This window comes from Enterobacter roggenkampii (genome assembly GCF_001729805.1).
GTDB classification, from domain to species: Bacteria; Pseudomonadota; Gammaproteobacteria; order Enterobacterales; family Enterobacteriaceae; genus Enterobacter; species Enterobacter roggenkampii.
Map to the genome: position 1 here is coordinate 2,995,992 of NZ_CP017184.1, position 15,196 is coordinate 3,011,187.

The window sequence follows — 15,196 nt, forward strand, 5'->3', positions numbered from 1 at the left end:
ATTACTTCTTAATAGAAACATTTTTACATGGGGTATCAATACCGGACATAAAACAACGCTGAGGAACGGAAATGACATCTGTTGCACTGAGTTCAATTACGTTGCTTTCAGGGACAAGATGAATATGTGCATAACGGTTGAATACTTTGTTCATTTCCTCTTTATTAAGATTTGGGAATTTTTTATACCAGAATGCTAACTGTGGAGTTGTGAGCACATGATTTCCTGAAGGATATCCTAAACCATTAATAATCGAACCGGACATTGCAGCCAAAGCAACTCCATATTGATTAACCTGCTGTTTATATATTTCAATTGCTGGTGTTTGATAATTTTTATGGAAAATAAATCTTGAATCCTGCAATGGATTGAAAGCAAAGAACACAGCTAATGAATATATGACAGTTATGCTTGATAGAACCAGCATGGCATTATTCTTGAAACGAATGAGGACTAAACTAACCAACGCGCCTATCAAAAGAGCAATCAGTTCTACTTGTGCAGGTTTTATTCCACCTTTAAAAATGATAAACAATCCAGCATAAATGATTGTAAAAATTCCAATCCGGCGCGCAGTAACATTTAAAGGAATACGAATAAGCGCTATCACAGCTAGTATATTAACAACCAATCCAAGACCTAGCATCATTCGCACAGCAGGAACTTTATCAAGGAAAAGGTATTTCCCTAACGCTGCTGGGACTGGGAACATCGTCCATAACAACATAATCATAACGCACAGCGCTGGAATTAAGAATTTATCAAGCAGATTAAATGAAAGTGTTAATCGTACTTTTTTATAATTTGTATAAAACAAGATAAGAACAGGTAAAAGTGTAGCCCAAGTTGAAATTTGACAAATATTACTTATTTCTTTCCACTTCAGCAATTCGTAGTTTTTATCAAACCAAAGCGATGGAAAGAAAAGCGATTGGAACATCGCCCAGGAAATAATACTACCACCGTTCTCACTCCTAACACCGGGATAAACGGTGTTTTTCATGAGTTCAATATAGTCATGGAAGTATAAATAAACAACTACTACAGCAGCAATACCAGCGGCAATAGCCAGAATAAGCTCCCGCAACTTCACAGTACGTAGATCAACTACATTCCAAATCCATACTATAGCAACTAATAACAAAGCGTACGTAAAAGGAGGATAAAGGTTACCGATTTGCCAGCAGGCCAAGAACCAGAATAAAAGAATGGCGTAAATCGAAGAAGACTTTATATTATATAAGGAATAAAGCACCCAAGGAAAAAAAGCAAATGTTGAAGCATTTACTGTCCACCAGAACTGTACGCTTCCGGTAAAATAGAAAGCAACACTAAGCAGGAAAGCAGAAAGTTCATCTGCACCCATGATTTTAATAATTTTCTGAAAACCAATCACAAAAAAAGCAAACAATGCAAAATAATAAAGAGAAAAAGCATATGCAGGCGACAGAATAAGATAACCCCATTGCGCCGGTTTAAAGATCAGACCCCAGTCAAAAATAGGCAAACCATAATTAATTCGCAAATCTTCTTTATAAATTGACGTATGATTAAAACGCTCAAAGCCATTATTTACTAAAGCCTGAGTAAGAGGGGTTTGTACAACCCATTCATCCGAACGGATTGCTCTAGCTTTGCCAAAATCTGGGTGTGCATCAATGCCGATCCCGTCTAAAGCCAAGCTATAAGAAGAAGGTGACCAGGCATTAGTAACGTAAATAACGCCAAATAATAAACAAATCAGCAAATACAATCGCGAATCATTTATATTTAAAGTTTTCATCAGCACACCAATAAATTTAATATTAAATTCTGGATAACAGATTACCCGTTATCCAGTTTACGTTCTAATTATCGTTTAAGAGCAAATGAACCAAAACTTAGATCTAATGAAAGATTAGGGTTGTAAGCAGGATCATTAAAGAGAATGTTACCATATAACAATTCCATTGATTTAATTTCTTGCTTGAATCGTTCAATTTTCTCTGGTGCCAGATCGCTCCCTCGAGTCGCTGATTCATGATGATACATTTCGGCAAATGGTGTCCAAAGATTATGATACCCGGCCTGATGAACACGTATACAGAAATCAACATCATTGAAGGCTACAGCAAAATCTTTTTCATTCAGCCCACCGACGTTTTCATAAATTTCTTTACGTATTACAAGACATGCAGCAGTAACCGCTATAAAATTTTGGACAAGATTAGCTCTTCCAAAGTAGCCTGGGTCGTTACGATGTATCCCCAGATGCGCATGACCGGCAATCCCCCCTAATCCTAATATGACGCCTGCATGTTGCACAGTGTCATTGGGATAAAGTAATTTAGCCCCAACAGCACCAATTTCAGGACGTACTGCTTGACTAACCATTTCGTCAAGCCAGTCAGGTGAAATAACCTCTATATCATTATTCATGAGACATAACAACTCACCCTTCGCTACTTTAACTGCCTCATTATTCAAGCGCGAAAAGTTAAAGTTACCATCATCACGAACAACACGGATATTATCCCGCTCATTTAACTCAGCAAAATAATCTAACGAAGAAGGGTCATCACTACCATTATCAACTAAAATGATCTCAAAGTTCGAATAAGTTGTTTTTTCAAATATGCTGTCTATACACTGTTTAACTAATGCTTTCGCATTTCTTGTTGGAATAATTATACTGACCAAAGGCAGTTGCTTAGGTAAGTTATATTTTACCCGCAGCATCAACATACCTTGTTTAGCCTCTTCTACCTGAGCGGCAATATTATTCCGCTCAAGATATTCTTCAACTGCACGAACACCGGCCAGGAAAGCATATGGTTTTTGTTCGCCCCCTGAGGCTGTACTACCAGGAATAATGCGCCAATGGTAAAGAATCTCTGGAATATGAACTATTTGATTTTCCGTTACGTGATCGAGGCAACGTAAAACAAGATCATAATCCTGGCTGCCTTCCAAACCAGGTCGGAAACCACCAACTTTATCAATGAGGGATTTGCTGAATACCCCTAAGTGGGAGAACATATTCTGTGACAGAAAAAGATCACGATTCCAGTCTGCCTTAAAATAGGGTTCGCAACGTACTCCATCGGCTGAAATTTTATCTTCATCTGAATAAATTAGCTGCACATCAGGTTGGTTATTAATCGCTTCAACCACTTTATAAAGCGCGTGTCGAGGCAGTAAATCATCCTGATCCATCAAAGCAACATATTCACCTGTCACTAATTCAATAGCAGAATTGCTTGCATTTGATATGTGCCCATTTTTCGAGCGGAAAGTAATTTTAATTCGAGGATCAAGTGCCGCATATTCTTTCAGCTTTAATACGGTTTCTTCCGAAGTTGAAGCATCGTCGGCAATACACAGTTCCCAGCGGCTATAAATTTGATTGCGAACTGATTCTATAGCTTCGCATAAATATTTTACAGGTGCGTTATAGCATGGCATAACAATACTTATCGTTGGCAAATGCTCAAATGAAGCTAGCCGGGAGGAAAAGGCCGTCAACTTTACGCTGTCAATATTTTCATGCTTCTCGATCCATTGTTCATATCCGTAAATCGGTACCGCATTGGATGATACAGGAAGTGGATTCATTGCACGTTTGAGCTTGCTTATAAAACCAGTATAACCATACGAACGATAACGTTGATATGACCAAAGCGCTAACTGTGTATAGCCTCCAAGCTGATTCTTTTTCAAGTTAAGAACCTGGTTCAGACGTGATAGTTTACTTTTTAAATGCATATTTTTAGGTGTTCCACGCCGAGAAAGCGCCAAAGCAACCCGCTTTGTAAAACGTAACGGCTTAGTTAACTTCCAACTTAAGGAATTAAACATTAATGCTTTTTCTTCCTCAATTTTTTTCAAAGACTCTGCTAATTCCGTTGCAGATTTTGCCTGATGTGATAATTCATTTTGCAATCTATCTAGTTCATTGGCTTGCCAATCAAGTTGATGACAGAGCAACTCATAATTGTTCAGGTAAGAAGCATACTCGTTATGCTGAGATTCAAGTTGTGTTGTTAAATTATCGACATGAACCTTTGTCGCCAGAAGCTCATTTTCTTGTATAGTAATCTGCTGCTTCAGCGTGGTTACATTAACTCGATAGCTTATCGTTGAGTTTAAGGCTACATCAAGGAGTGATTGATAATTGTCTCTCCCCGTTACTTCCACAGAAAAACGAGCTTCTTCTTCAGCCCATTCAAGAAAAGCGGTAGAAGGAATGTCAGGCCAAATATGCTGCAATACCTGGGAAGCCAGATCAAAATAAGTTTTGGCAAATACTGATGAAGATGATTCGTATGATTTAATTCGAAAGAGCGAGTGGAATACTCCACGCCAGGCAATCAGACCAAACTTGCTAGTTTTACCGTTGTCCCATTCCCTATCAAAAATAGTGTAGCCACCATTTCCGTCGTTAATAATATTAAATGGAAGTGCATCAAAATAATCGTTAGAGATTGTATTCTCAAAGGATGGAATTACATCATCACTTGGTGAAGCAATAACTTTTAGCCATTTTATAAATACATCTGTCAACTCAGACACTGTCCAATCACGCAGGTTAACAATACGAACAACTTCACGCCATAAACTTTCACCTTGATAAAAAGGTTCATTAATAGATATTTCGTCGTTTTCAATAGATAGCGATTTGCTAATTACATTTATTTGTTCATTATCATCAAGTTTAAAAACGGTTTCTTTGTTATTTTCTTGCGACCTGGCATCAGAGTAGTGCCAAGCTAAAATTCTCTGATTAAAAATTTCTGAAATATTGTTTCCAGCAACCATTAAAAAAGAGTTGCTTAATTCTGGCGCCAAAGAATTTTGCCAAACAACATGATTAAATTGTTCAAGAGAAAAATGATAATCTGCTACGCCTTGCATATCTGCAGCAACAGATTCTACAGCGAGCGATGAAAGTTGTGGGGAATATTTTGTCGTACCTATAGGTGATACAACGGTGACAGGGAGTTTATAATCAGGCAAAGGTACAAACTCTTGCGTCTGAGGGAATCCTGCACCAGTAAGTTTGTTAATCAATTCTTGTCGCGCATAGGTTCTGACAGATTTATCTTTATATGCGTCATTAACCCCCACCATTGGTACCGCGAGATGATCTTCATTTGCACCAGCAAGATATTTTGCGCCAATTTTATTCTCGATAGCGACAAATAAGCATCCGTTGTTATTTAGTCGTTCACGGCAATTCTGTAATAACGTTGTATCACCGTCAGTTCCGAGAAACATCGATGCATATTCCAGCACCCCAATAAGCATGACAGCGTCAAACTCTCCTAAATCGGGTAGCTGGTCACTAGGACAACAAATTACAGTGACATTTTCTAAGTCAGCGCATCGCTTGCTGGCAATCCGTGCACGACGAATACTACCTTCTACGGAAATTACCGTCGCACCAGCTTCGGCAAGGAAACGAGTGATTGCTCCACAGCCACAACCAATTTCCAAGACTCGTTTACCATTGAACCAACTTTTAAAGGGTTGTAAGAGATTAGAACGACGTGAAGATAAATGATATAATGAAGGCCAATCCTTAATCCATGGCTTTAGTTCGTCTGAAAAAACACTATGGTCTTGGGTCTGTTCGAGTACAGAAATAAGATAATTTTCCGCTTCATCGCCATCACTATACATGAAGGGAGCTACTTTCTCTTTCGTCCAAACTTTGATGTCATCGTTAAAGATAAACGAAGAGTCATTTAATTTCGTCGTTAAATTATTTTTCATCACAGCTTATCTTAGCCCTTAAATCAACCAGACCGATGAATTCTTCTGTCGGTTCAACAGTAATATGTATTGAATCGTAGCGCCGATCGTGCGGAATAACCTCACCATTGGCATCACAGCTTGCTATTCCAACAGAAATGAAATAATCACCTTGATAGAGTTGTTGGGGCATCAAGACATTTATATTAAGTTCTTGCCCGGCCTTTGTAATATCAGCAATGATAATACTTTGCAACTCAGTGTTAGTATTATAAATAGTTACACCATCTTTGGTTTTTACTGCAAACCCAAAGATAGGACGTACAATTTCCTGGAAAAATTTTATCCTAAATTTAAAACTAATATTTTGTTTGTTATTAAGAATTACTGGATATATTTCTTTACCCTGCGCCAGTATAAAATCTGAGATTTCGGCACATTTATCCCCCCAACGATATTCAGAAGGATTATAATTTAAGCGTTTTTCATATCCTTGGTTATCTTCCCAATTAACATTGGGAGAGTTATCTGAAAGTGAAATATTGCTATTATTTTCTACAACATTTTTTTCTGCTTGCTTGGCTTTGCTATTTTTTCCAAATAGTAGATCTAGATACTGATTCACTACCACTTTTGGTCGATCCTGTGCTAACAGCAAGCCATCATTAAGTAAAATAGCTCTATCGCAATGCGTTACAATCTGCTCTGTCGCATGTGAAACAAAAAGTATTGAAGTTCCGTTTTCTTTTAATTTTTTAAGTCGATTAAAGCATTTTGCTTGAAATTTTGCATCCCCAACGGCAAGTGCCTCATCCACAATTAATATTTCAGGATCTAGCTGTGCCTGGATAGCAAAAGCGAGACGAACCAACATCCCACTGGAGTATGAGCGAACTGCGGAGTCAATAAAATGGCCAATATCAGCGAAAGCTAAAATATCATCCAGTTTATTATCAACCTGTTCCTTGCTTAAACCTAATAGAGAGGCATTAAGATAAACGTTTTCTCGTCCTGTGAATTCATTATTAAAACCTGCACCGAGCTCTAGTAGTGCCGCTACACGACCATTAATAGTAACAGAGCCTGAAGTAGGCGTAAGTGTCCCGGCAATTATCTGTAATAGCGTTGATTTGCCAGAGCCATTTTTTCCCACTACCCCCAGGGTCTCTCCTCTTGGTAAAACAAAGTTAATATCCTGTAATGCCCAGAACTCATCATAATTTACGCGTTGGACACGTTCCGTGTGTTCTTTTTGCTTCCCGAAGAGGATTTGTTTTAATCTTTGCACAGGTTTATTGTATACCTGATAACATTTGCTAATATTTTTGACTTCAATCGCATAATTATCAGATGACATCTGCGAATCCTTTTCTTGTTTTCTGGAACCAGATATAACTTAACCATAGGCAAACTATTGATGCTACAGTATAAATAGCTAAACCTTTAAAGTCTGGCGTCCCTCCCCAAATAATTACCTTCCGTGATTCCTCAATAATAAAAGTTAGTGGGTTAATCATTACAATATGTTGGAACACCGGTGGTAAAGCAGACAACGGATAAAACACAGGAGCAAGGAACAGCAATAACGTAGTGATAATGCCAATAATTTGCCCTATATCGCGAAGATAAACACCAAGTGCTGATAAGAACCATGAAGCAGCAACAGTAAAGATAATCATAGGAAGGAAAATAAGTGGTGCCAGTAATACAGTCCAATGTGGTATACCGTTAAAGATCGTAAAAGCCAAAATCAATACGGCGAAACTAATGAAAGTATGAAAAAGTACAGACAATAAAGTTACGACCGGCAATATTTCTAATGGAAAGATTACTTTTTTAACGTAATTTGCATGTTGTAAAATTAGACCAGGCGCACGCATTAAATTCTCAGCCAGAAAGCCATGAATGATCATTCCAACAAATAGTATTAATGCGAATTGGGTCTTAGGTTCATCTGCCGCACCATGTCCCCATCGAGCCTTAAAAACAACAGAAAATACAAATGTATAGACTGTTAGCATAAATATAGGATTTATCAGAGACCAGAATATACCAATAAATGATCCTTTATAACGACTTACAATATCCCTTTTACTCATCTCAAAAATAACATTTTTGTTTCTGTAAAGACAACTTATTAATGACCATAGTGAAGAACTATGATTTTCATGTTGCAGCACTATTATACCTCATAGTAATTTTGCTGAAGAATCAAATCTTCTTGAAAAGAACCGCTATTAAGAATGCAATTGTACCGAAAGAAGTTTGTCTATATAGTTTAATTTTACTGAATTTTATTATGCGAGTAATGAGATGTGATGATCTGGCTTCAATGAAATTTTCTAATATCCAACGACTTTCTTTTGATAATTGCAACGGCATTGCATTTAACGCATTTAAATTGCATTGTATCCAGTCACGAAAATGGCCATCGAATAATCCATTGATTCTTCGCAAGCGTGCACGCCATCCGAGATTAGAGCCTATTATATTATTAGTATGTTGACGATATTTTATTGTTGGTACTTCATCATAAAGAATAATACCATTGCAGCCCGAAATTAAAATATAAACCCACCAATCGTGCGAAACAATCTTAAAATCGTGAGGAGTTAAGTTTATAATATTACGTGCAGCCTGATTAAATAACATCGTATTACCGCCAGCTATACTTTGTATCAGCGCATTACGGAAAGAAGGCTTTTTACAAAATAATGGGGAGTATCCGATGCATTCATCTTTTTCATTAACAAGCATTGTCCTGCCGCAATGTAATGCTGGGACCTTTGTATTGTCTATTTCTAAAGAGCTTATTTTTCCTAAACTCCGTTCCAGCTTATCACTTAGCCATTCATCATCTTGATCGCTGAAAGCATAATAATCATACGCCCCACCACATTTCTGTAGTAGCGTGAGAAAATTCCAGGCAAATCCCTTGCCTGGCCCTTTAATGATATGCAATTTGTTCTTTCCCAGACGAGCCTGATATTCCTTAAGAATATCGAGAGTGTCATCAGTAGAACCATCATCTGAAGCAAAAATTTCCCAAGATGTATACGTTTGAGAAATAATCGAATCAAGTTGCTTACGAAGGAATTTGCTGCCATTAAACGTACATATTAAGACGGCAATATTGTTATCGGATATCATACAGTTAGAGATACAACTCTGCTTTAGATAAAGGCAAACCCTGCTCATCTTTTGCAGAGAGAATTATAGCTTCGACTGTTGGCCACTCAATTGCAATATCTGGATCGTTCCAGATAATACTACGCTCTGATTGTGGGGCATAAAAATTTGTCGCTTTATAAAGAAACTGTGCAGTCTCACTAAGTGTCAGAAAACCATGTGCAAAACCTTCTGGAATCCATAATTGATGCTTATTCTCAGCACTTAAAACTGCTCCAACCCATTTGCCAAATGTAGCTGAGTTTTTACGGATATCGACAGCGACATCAAATACGGCACCTTCAACACAACGAACCAACTTTCCCTGAGAATGGGGAGTCAACTGGTAATGTAGTCCACGAAGCACTCCTCTCTGGGATTGCGAGTGGTTATCCTGAACAAATTCTACTTTTCGACCTACTATCTCTTCGAAAATTTTCTGATTAAAACTTTCAAAGAAAAATCCACGTGCATCACCAAATACTTTTGGTTCAAAAATAAACACATCTGGAATTGCTGTATTAATTACATTCATTGTCACATCTCTACATTACTTACCGAGTATTTCAGTAACGACACGTTTAACACCAACTTTCCAGTCTGGTAATTGTACCTCAAATGCAGTCTGGAATTTCTTATTTGACAAACGCGAATTGTGAGGTCTTTTTGCTGGCGTTGGATAAGCGGATGTATCAACACCTATTACTTCTTTTATTGAAAGTGTTTCACCCAACTCTTTAGCTATGGAGAAAACATATTGCGCATAATCAAACCAGGTCGTTTCACCGCTGGCGACCAAATGATAAGTTCCAAAGAGTTTTTGATTGTGCACTGCCGTGCGAATTGCAATTGCTGTAGCGTCAGCAAGAAGTTCGGCTCCTGTCGGAGCACCAAATTGATCGTTAATAATAGATAATTTTTCTTTCTCTTTTGCTAAACGCAGCATGGTCTTAGCGAAATTCGCACCACGCGTTGCATAAACCCAGCTAGTTCGAAAAATAAAATGGCGTGCATTATGTTTAGCTACCGCGAGTTCCCCAGCAAGCTTAGTTTCGCCATAAACATTTAACGGACCAGTCTGTTCATCTTCGTTACGATAATGCGTACCTTCGCCATTGAATACGTAATCAGTAGAGTAGTGAATCAGTAACGCCCCTAGTTTTGCTGACTCTTTAGCAATTACTTCTACACTATCTGCATTCAATAAACGAGATAGTTCTTGTTCTGTCTCTGCTTTATCTACAGCAGTATGTGCCGCTGCATTGACGATTACATCCGGTTTTACTGTTTGAATAGTTTGTGCAATTCCTTGGGGATTTGATAAGTCTCCGCATAGCGTGTTATCAAAATAATCAACTGCAACCACATCCCCTAATGTCACAAGAGATCGTTGCAATTCCCAACCAACTTGGCCATTTTTGCCAATTAATAAGATTTTCATTTTATCTCGTCAGCGCCTTAAACTTATTTTTTCTCGCCGATCAGCATTTGCAGATAGCGCCCATAATCGGTTTTAGCTAACATTTTAGCTTGGGCAGTTACCTGCTCTACATTCAACCATCCCTTGCGGAACGCAATCTCTTCCAGGCATGCCACCTTCATACCCTGACGCTTTTCAATGGTATGAATAAACTGTGACGCTTCCACTAGGCTGTCATGGGTACCGGTATCCAGCCAGGCAAATCCGCGCCCTAATAGTTCAACCTGCAGATTCCCCTGCTCAAGATACATCTGGTTAAGCGTGGTAATTTCAAGCTCGCCGCGTGCTGAGGGTTTTACCTGTTTTGCCATCTCTACGACATGCTTATCATAGAAATAGAGCCCGGTGACCGCCCAGTTTGATTTGGGTTTTAACGGTTTCTCTTCGATAGACAGCGCTTTATAGTTCGCATCAAATTCCACGACGCCAAAGCGTTCAGGATCCTGCACCTGATAACCAAAGACCATCGCTCCGCTTGTCATTTGCGATGCCGCTTCCAGTTTCTTACCGAAGCTCTGACCGAAATAGATGTTATCTCCCAGCACCAGGGCGCAAGGCTCATTGTTAATGAACTCTTCTCCAATGATAAATGCCTGTGCCAGACCATCCGGAGAGGGCTGTACTGCGTAAGATAAGCTAATGCCAAACTGCGAGCCATCACCCAGCAAACGTTTGAACGCGGGCATATCCTCGGGAGTGGTAATCACCAAAATCTCACGGATGCCAGCCAGCATCAGCACAGAAATGGGGTAGAAAATCATTGGCTTATCATAAACAGGCAATAACTGCTTAGACACGCCCTGGGTAATCGGATAGAGACGGGTTCCGGAACCGCCAGCGAGCACAATACCTTTCATCATAATTTCCTTTTTATTCTGCCAGTCCCAGACGTTCGCCCGCATAGGAGCCATCCATTACACGCTTCCACCAGCTTTCGTTTTTCAAATACCACTCAACCGTTTTACGGATACCTGACTCAAAGGTTTCCTGAGGCACCCATCCCAGATCGTTTTTAATTTTGCTGGCATCAATAGCGTAGCGCAGGTCATGTCCCGGGCGGTCGGTTACATAGGTAATCAGATCGGCGTAATGGGTAATGCCTGCCGGTTTATCGGCAATGATTTTGTCCAGAATGGCGCAGATTGTTTTCACGACGTCGATGTTTTTACGCTCGTTATGACCACCGATGTTATAGGTTTCGCCAATCGTTCCTTCAGTCACCACTTTGTAAAGCGCGCGAGCATGATCTTCCACGAACAACCAGTCGCGAATTTGCTCGCCATTGCCATACACCGGAAGTGGTTTACCTGCCAGAGCGTTAAGGATAATGAGCGGGATTAGTTTTTCCGGGAAATGATACGGGCCATAGTTATTTGAGCAGTTGGTCACGAGCGTCGGCAGGCCGTAGGTACGACGCCACGCACGCACTAAATGATCGCTGGATGCTTTAGAAGAGGAGTAGGGGCTGCTTGGGGAATATGGCGTAGTCTCGGTGAAAAGCGGCAGATCGCTACCGGCCGGCAGTTCATCGGGATGCGGCAGATCGCCGTACACTTCATCCGTAGAAATATGATGGAAACGAAACGCCGACTTGCGCGCGTCTTCCAGTTGCGACCAGTACTGACGCGCCGCTTCGAGCAGCACATAGGTGCCGATAATGTTGGTTTCGATAAAGGCCGCAGGCCCCGTGATGGAACGGTCAACATGGCTTTCAGCTGCAAGATGCATTACCGCATCCGGCTGATGTTGCGCGAAAATGCGCGCCATGGCGCTACCGTCACAGATGTCTGCTCGCTCAAAGGCATAACGGGGATTATTTTCGATTTCTGCCAGCGATTCCAGATTACCTGCGTAGGTTAATTTATCAACGTTAACCACTGAATCGTTGGTGTTATTAATAATATGACGTACAACAGCAGATCCAATAAAACCTGCACCACCAGTGACGAGTATTTTCACAAGACTATTCCGTATTGCTTCGCAATGTTAAATTTCAAACTTCACTTCTGAGGAGTCAGCAAAGGCATGCTGAATTCTGAACACGCTACCGCCCCTGGCTCTCCAGCTACCAGTGTACTGAAAACAATAACAATGTTAACTGTTCCCAAGGTGAGAACAGAGGCCTGATTTTACCGATGTAGGCACAAAATGCTAATCCGCTATTCTCCCCTTAAACAGTCATGAAAACAAGGAAAAATCTCTGTCTAAACCAGGAAGCAACATTCCGGATAGCCTCATTTTACCTATTGATATTCTTACAAAAAAAAAGGTAGCAAGAGCGATTGCTTAAGCTGTAAACAGCCCAAATACGCTCATTGCTACCCATTTATGTTTAACAATCTTGCGACTTATTCTGTCAGTAATTTCTCAATTCTCTTACGGAACTTCGCCCCTTCCTTCAGGTTGCGCAGTCCATAGTTCACAAACGCCTGCATATAGCCCATTTTCTTACCGCAGTCATAGCTCTCACCGGTCATCAGCATCGCGTCAACAGACTGTTTTTTCGCCAGCTCGGCAATCGCATCGGTGAGCTGGATACGATCCCAGGCGCCTGGCTCGGTTTTTTCCAGTTCCGCCCAGATATCGGCATTCAGAACATAGCGACCCACCGCCATCAGGTCAGAATCCAGCGTCTGCGGCTGATCCGGTTTTTCGATGAACTCAACGATGCGGCTCACCTGCCCTTCCGTCTCCAGCGCTTCTTTGGTCTGAATTACGGAGTACTCGGAGAGATCGCCTTTCATGCGCTTCGCCAGCACCTGGCTACGGCCCGTTTCGTTGAAACGTGCCACCATTGCCGCCAGGTTGTATCGCAGCGGATCGGCGGACGCGTTATCAATAATGATATCCGGCAGCACAACGATGAACGGGTTATCACCCACCACCGGACGGGCACAAAGAATAGAGTGTCCCAGACCCAGCGGCTGCGCCTGACGCACGTTCATGATGGTCACGCCCGGCGGACAAATAGACTGCACTTCCGCCAGCAGCTGACGCTTAACGCGCTGTTCTAGCAACGCTTCGAGTTCGTAAGAGGTGTCGAAGTGGTTTTCTACCGCATTCTTGGACGAGTGCGTAACCAGGACGATTTCTTTGATCCCTGCAGCAACAATCTCGTCGACAATGTACTGAATCATTGGCTTATCGACGATCGGCAGCATCTCTTTAGGAATGGCTTTTGTGGCTGGCAGCATATGCATGCCCAGGCCTGCTACCGGAATGACTGCTTTCAAATTAATCATTATTTCTTCCACCTTAAAATGGTTGACGAATTATAGCTCTTAAACCTGTTTTCGCCAGCATGATTTGCCGTAACCCTTAAGCAATGTTACGCCTTAGCATCACATATTTCTGTAGTTGTAATCTGATTCGATCGCGCTTTTATGCCAGGAATAGTCTCAAAACAGATTATTGTCGATTATCTGTGCGGAAGCGCAAAGTTCAGCCTTTCCACATTCACCACCTGCTGGTCGACACGGTCAATATCCACCGAGCTTTGCCCCTTCTCATTAACGGCTTTTATGTTCGCCAGCGACAGCAGCGTCTCGTCTTTCGCCATGAATTTTCCTCGCACATCCTTGCGCAGATCGAAGTTTATCTTCAGGGCAGGCCCCACGGCAGCTTCCTGCATGACATTGATATTGCGTAAAAAAAGATGCTGCGGCTTGTTGTGCAGTTCCAGCGTAGCACGCTGCATTTCCACGTTGGTAATCGCCACAAACGAGGTCGCGTTACCGGATGAAATCTGTATTCCGCGCAATTTATACGCAAGCTGGCGGTTATCGAGGTGAATATTATTGAGCTTAAAGTTCTGCGGGATGGACAAATAATCGCCTTTTATGACCCCATAGCCGATTAACATTCCCGCACTGTTGACCATGTCGACATTATCAATAATGAAATTATCACAGCCATAAATCGCCACCGTGGCGTTGTCTATTCCCGCCTTTTTACTGAAGTCTGGGGTGATATTTTTGGCCTTAATATTGCGGATAATAAAGTGTTTTCCGTTTTCCACGTGCACCAGCTGACGACAGTTGCTGCCGGTGATGTTGGCCACCACGAAGTTCTTAACGGTTTGCTTTTCCGGGTAGTCGTTGTCGTAGGTGCTCCCGGCAAGGCCAATGCCGATGCCCCAGTTGATCTTGCCGTTGGTGCAGTTGATGTTGTCGATGACATGGTCGGAAATCAGGATATTGCGATCGTTGATGGCGACGTTCCATTCGATCGCATCGCCCTGCAGATGGCTAAATTTGCTGTTGGTGATGCGGGCGCCGTCCACCTGGTTGTGGAATCCCTGGCGCAGGATGGCGTAGTTGGCCTGACTCACGCTGATATTATCAATCACCAGATTGCGCATCACGCTCGGTTTCTTACCGCCGATGTAGATTTGCGTCACAGGACCAAAACCGCTCATGGCCAGCCCTTTAATTACGCAGTCGGAGCCACGTACATCGAGAGTGATATTCTCTGTCCGTCCCTCGCCTTCCCCTATCACTTTGCTGCCTTCCTGCAGAACAAAGCGGCCGCGGCCATTGCCTGTTAACGCCCCGCGGATCAGCAGCGTTTTACCGTCGGGAATGAAAATACCCGTGTTGATGTTTTCACAGGTCAGCCCGGCAGGGACAACGACCGTGTCCCCGTCATTAAACGCCTGCTTAAAGGCCGCGATCCAGTCGTTGTTATTGTACTGATTAACAGAGACCGTTCTTCCGCTTGCCGCCCGCGCAATGCGGGACGACAGCAGCGGCGTAGCCGCCAGAACGGACAGAGACGAAACAAAGGTGCGTCGGGTAATCTTTTTCAGCATACATC

General features: G+C 41.7%; 11 protein-coding genes. All 11 read right to left on the minus strand.

What is annotated here, in order from left to right; genetic code table 11:
• Position 1 precedes the first annotated feature (1 nt).
• The 11 genes from BFV67_RS14130 to wcaM all read right to left on the minus strand — a co-directional run bounded on the left by BFV67_RS14130 (position 2) and on the right by wcaM (position 15,191).
• Positions 2–1,783, minus strand: a complete 1,782-nt coding sequence (locus tag BFV67_RS14130; RefSeq protein WP_069598521.1) for a DUF7657 domain-containing protein — start codon at positions 1,781–1,783, stop codon at positions 2–4.
• Positions 1,784–1,851: 68 nt separating this feature from the next.
• Entirely contained in the window at positions 1,852–5,754 is a 3,903-nt protein-coding gene (locus BFV67_RS23870) for a glycosyltransferase (RefSeq protein ID WP_084833295.1), read from the minus strand.
• On the minus strand, positions 5,744–7,090 hold the full coding sequence (locus BFV67_RS14140) for an ABC transporter ATP-binding protein (protein ID WP_069598522.1): 1,347 nt from the start codon (positions 7,088–7,090) through the stop codon (positions 5,744–5,746). Before BFV67_RS14140 ends, BFV67_RS23870 begins: the two co-directional genes overlap by 11 nt.
• Positions 7,080–7,913, minus strand: a complete 834-nt coding sequence (locus BFV67_RS14145) for an ABC transporter permease (protein ID WP_048223985.1) — start codon at positions 7,911–7,913, stop codon at positions 7,080–7,082. The genes BFV67_RS14140 and BFV67_RS14145 overlap by 11 nt, the downstream gene beginning before the upstream one ends.
• Before the next feature lie 31 nt (positions 7,914–7,944).
• The gene (locus BFV67_RS14150) at positions 7,945–8,883 is read right to left on the minus strand and encodes a glycosyltransferase family 2 protein (protein ID WP_157888820.1); all 939 of its coding nucleotides are present in this window, start codon (positions 8,881–8,883) and stop codon (positions 7,945–7,947) included.
• Between the two features lie 4 nt (positions 8,884–8,887).
• The gene (rfbC, locus tag BFV67_RS14155; protein ID WP_048223992.1) at positions 8,888–9,436 is read right to left on the minus strand and encodes a dTDP-4-dehydrorhamnose 3,5-epimerase; all 549 of its coding nucleotides are present in this window, start codon (positions 9,434–9,436) and stop codon (positions 8,888–8,890) included.
• 15 nt (positions 9,437–9,451) lie between these two features.
• On the minus strand, positions 9,452–10,342 hold the full coding sequence (rfbD, locus tag BFV67_RS14160; protein ID WP_032663233.1) for a dTDP-4-dehydrorhamnose reductase: 891 nt from the start codon (positions 10,340–10,342) through the stop codon (positions 9,452–9,454).
• Between the two features lie 23 nt (positions 10,343–10,365).
• Positions 10,366–11,238: a glucose-1-phosphate thymidylyltransferase RfbA gene (rfbA, locus tag BFV67_RS14165; protein WP_048224508.1), complete on the minus strand. Its 873-nt coding sequence runs from the start codon at positions 11,236–11,238 to the stop codon at positions 10,366–10,368.
• Positions 11,239–11,251: 13 nt separating this feature from the next.
• Positions 11,252–12,340 (minus strand): dTDP-glucose 4,6-dehydratase, encoded by a 1,089-nt coding sequence (gene rfbB, locus BFV67_RS14170; protein ID WP_047649490.1) that lies wholly within the window; start codon positions 12,338–12,340, stop codon positions 11,252–11,254.
• A 389-nt stretch (positions 12,341–12,729) separates the two neighbouring features.
• On the minus strand, positions 12,730–13,623 hold the full coding sequence (gene galF / locus BFV67_RS14175; RefSeq protein ID WP_048223999.1) for a GalU regulator GalF: 894 nt from the start codon (positions 13,621–13,623) through the stop codon (positions 12,730–12,732).
• 176 nt (positions 13,624–13,799) lie between these two features.
• The gene (gene wcaM / locus BFV67_RS14180; RefSeq protein ID WP_069598523.1) at positions 13,800–15,191 is read right to left on the minus strand and encodes a colanic acid biosynthesis protein WcaM; all 1,392 of its coding nucleotides are present in this window, start codon (positions 15,189–15,191) and stop codon (positions 13,800–13,802) included.
• Positions 15,192–15,196 lie beyond the last annotated feature (5 nt).

Coding starts and splice junctions, on each gene's coding strand:
- BFV67_RS14130 (WP_069598521.1), bottom strand. CDS start 1,783: ATGAAAACTTTAAATATAAATGATTCGCGATTGTATTTGCTGATTTGT.
- wcaM (WP_069598523.1), bottom strand. CDS start 15,191: ATGCTGAAAAAGATTACCCGACGCACCTTTGTTTCGTCTCTGTCCGTT.
- BFV67_RS23870 (WP_084833295.1), bottom strand. CDS start 5,754: ATGAAAAATAATTTAACGACGAAATTAAATGACTCTTCGTTTATCTTT.
- rfbD (WP_032663233.1), bottom strand. CDS start 10,342: ATGAAAATCTTATTAATTGGCAAAAATGGCCAAGTTGGTTGGGAATTG.
- rfbA (WP_048224508.1), bottom strand. CDS start 11,238: ATGAAAGGTATTGTGCTCGCTGGCGGTTCCGGAACCCGTCTCTATCCG.
- BFV67_RS14140 (WP_069598522.1), bottom strand. CDS start 7,090: ATGTCATCTGATAATTATGCGATTGAAGTCAAAAATATTAGCAAATGT.
- BFV67_RS14150 (WP_157888820.1), bottom strand. CDS start 8,883: ATGATATCCGATAACAATATTGCCGTCTTAATATGTACGTTTAATGGC.
- rfbC (WP_048223992.1), bottom strand. CDS start 9,436: ATGAATGTAATTAATACAGCAATTCCAGATGTGTTTATTTTTGAACCA.
- galF (WP_048223999.1), bottom strand. CDS start 13,623: ATGATTAATTTGAAAGCAGTCATTCCGGTAGCAGGCCTGGGCATGCAT.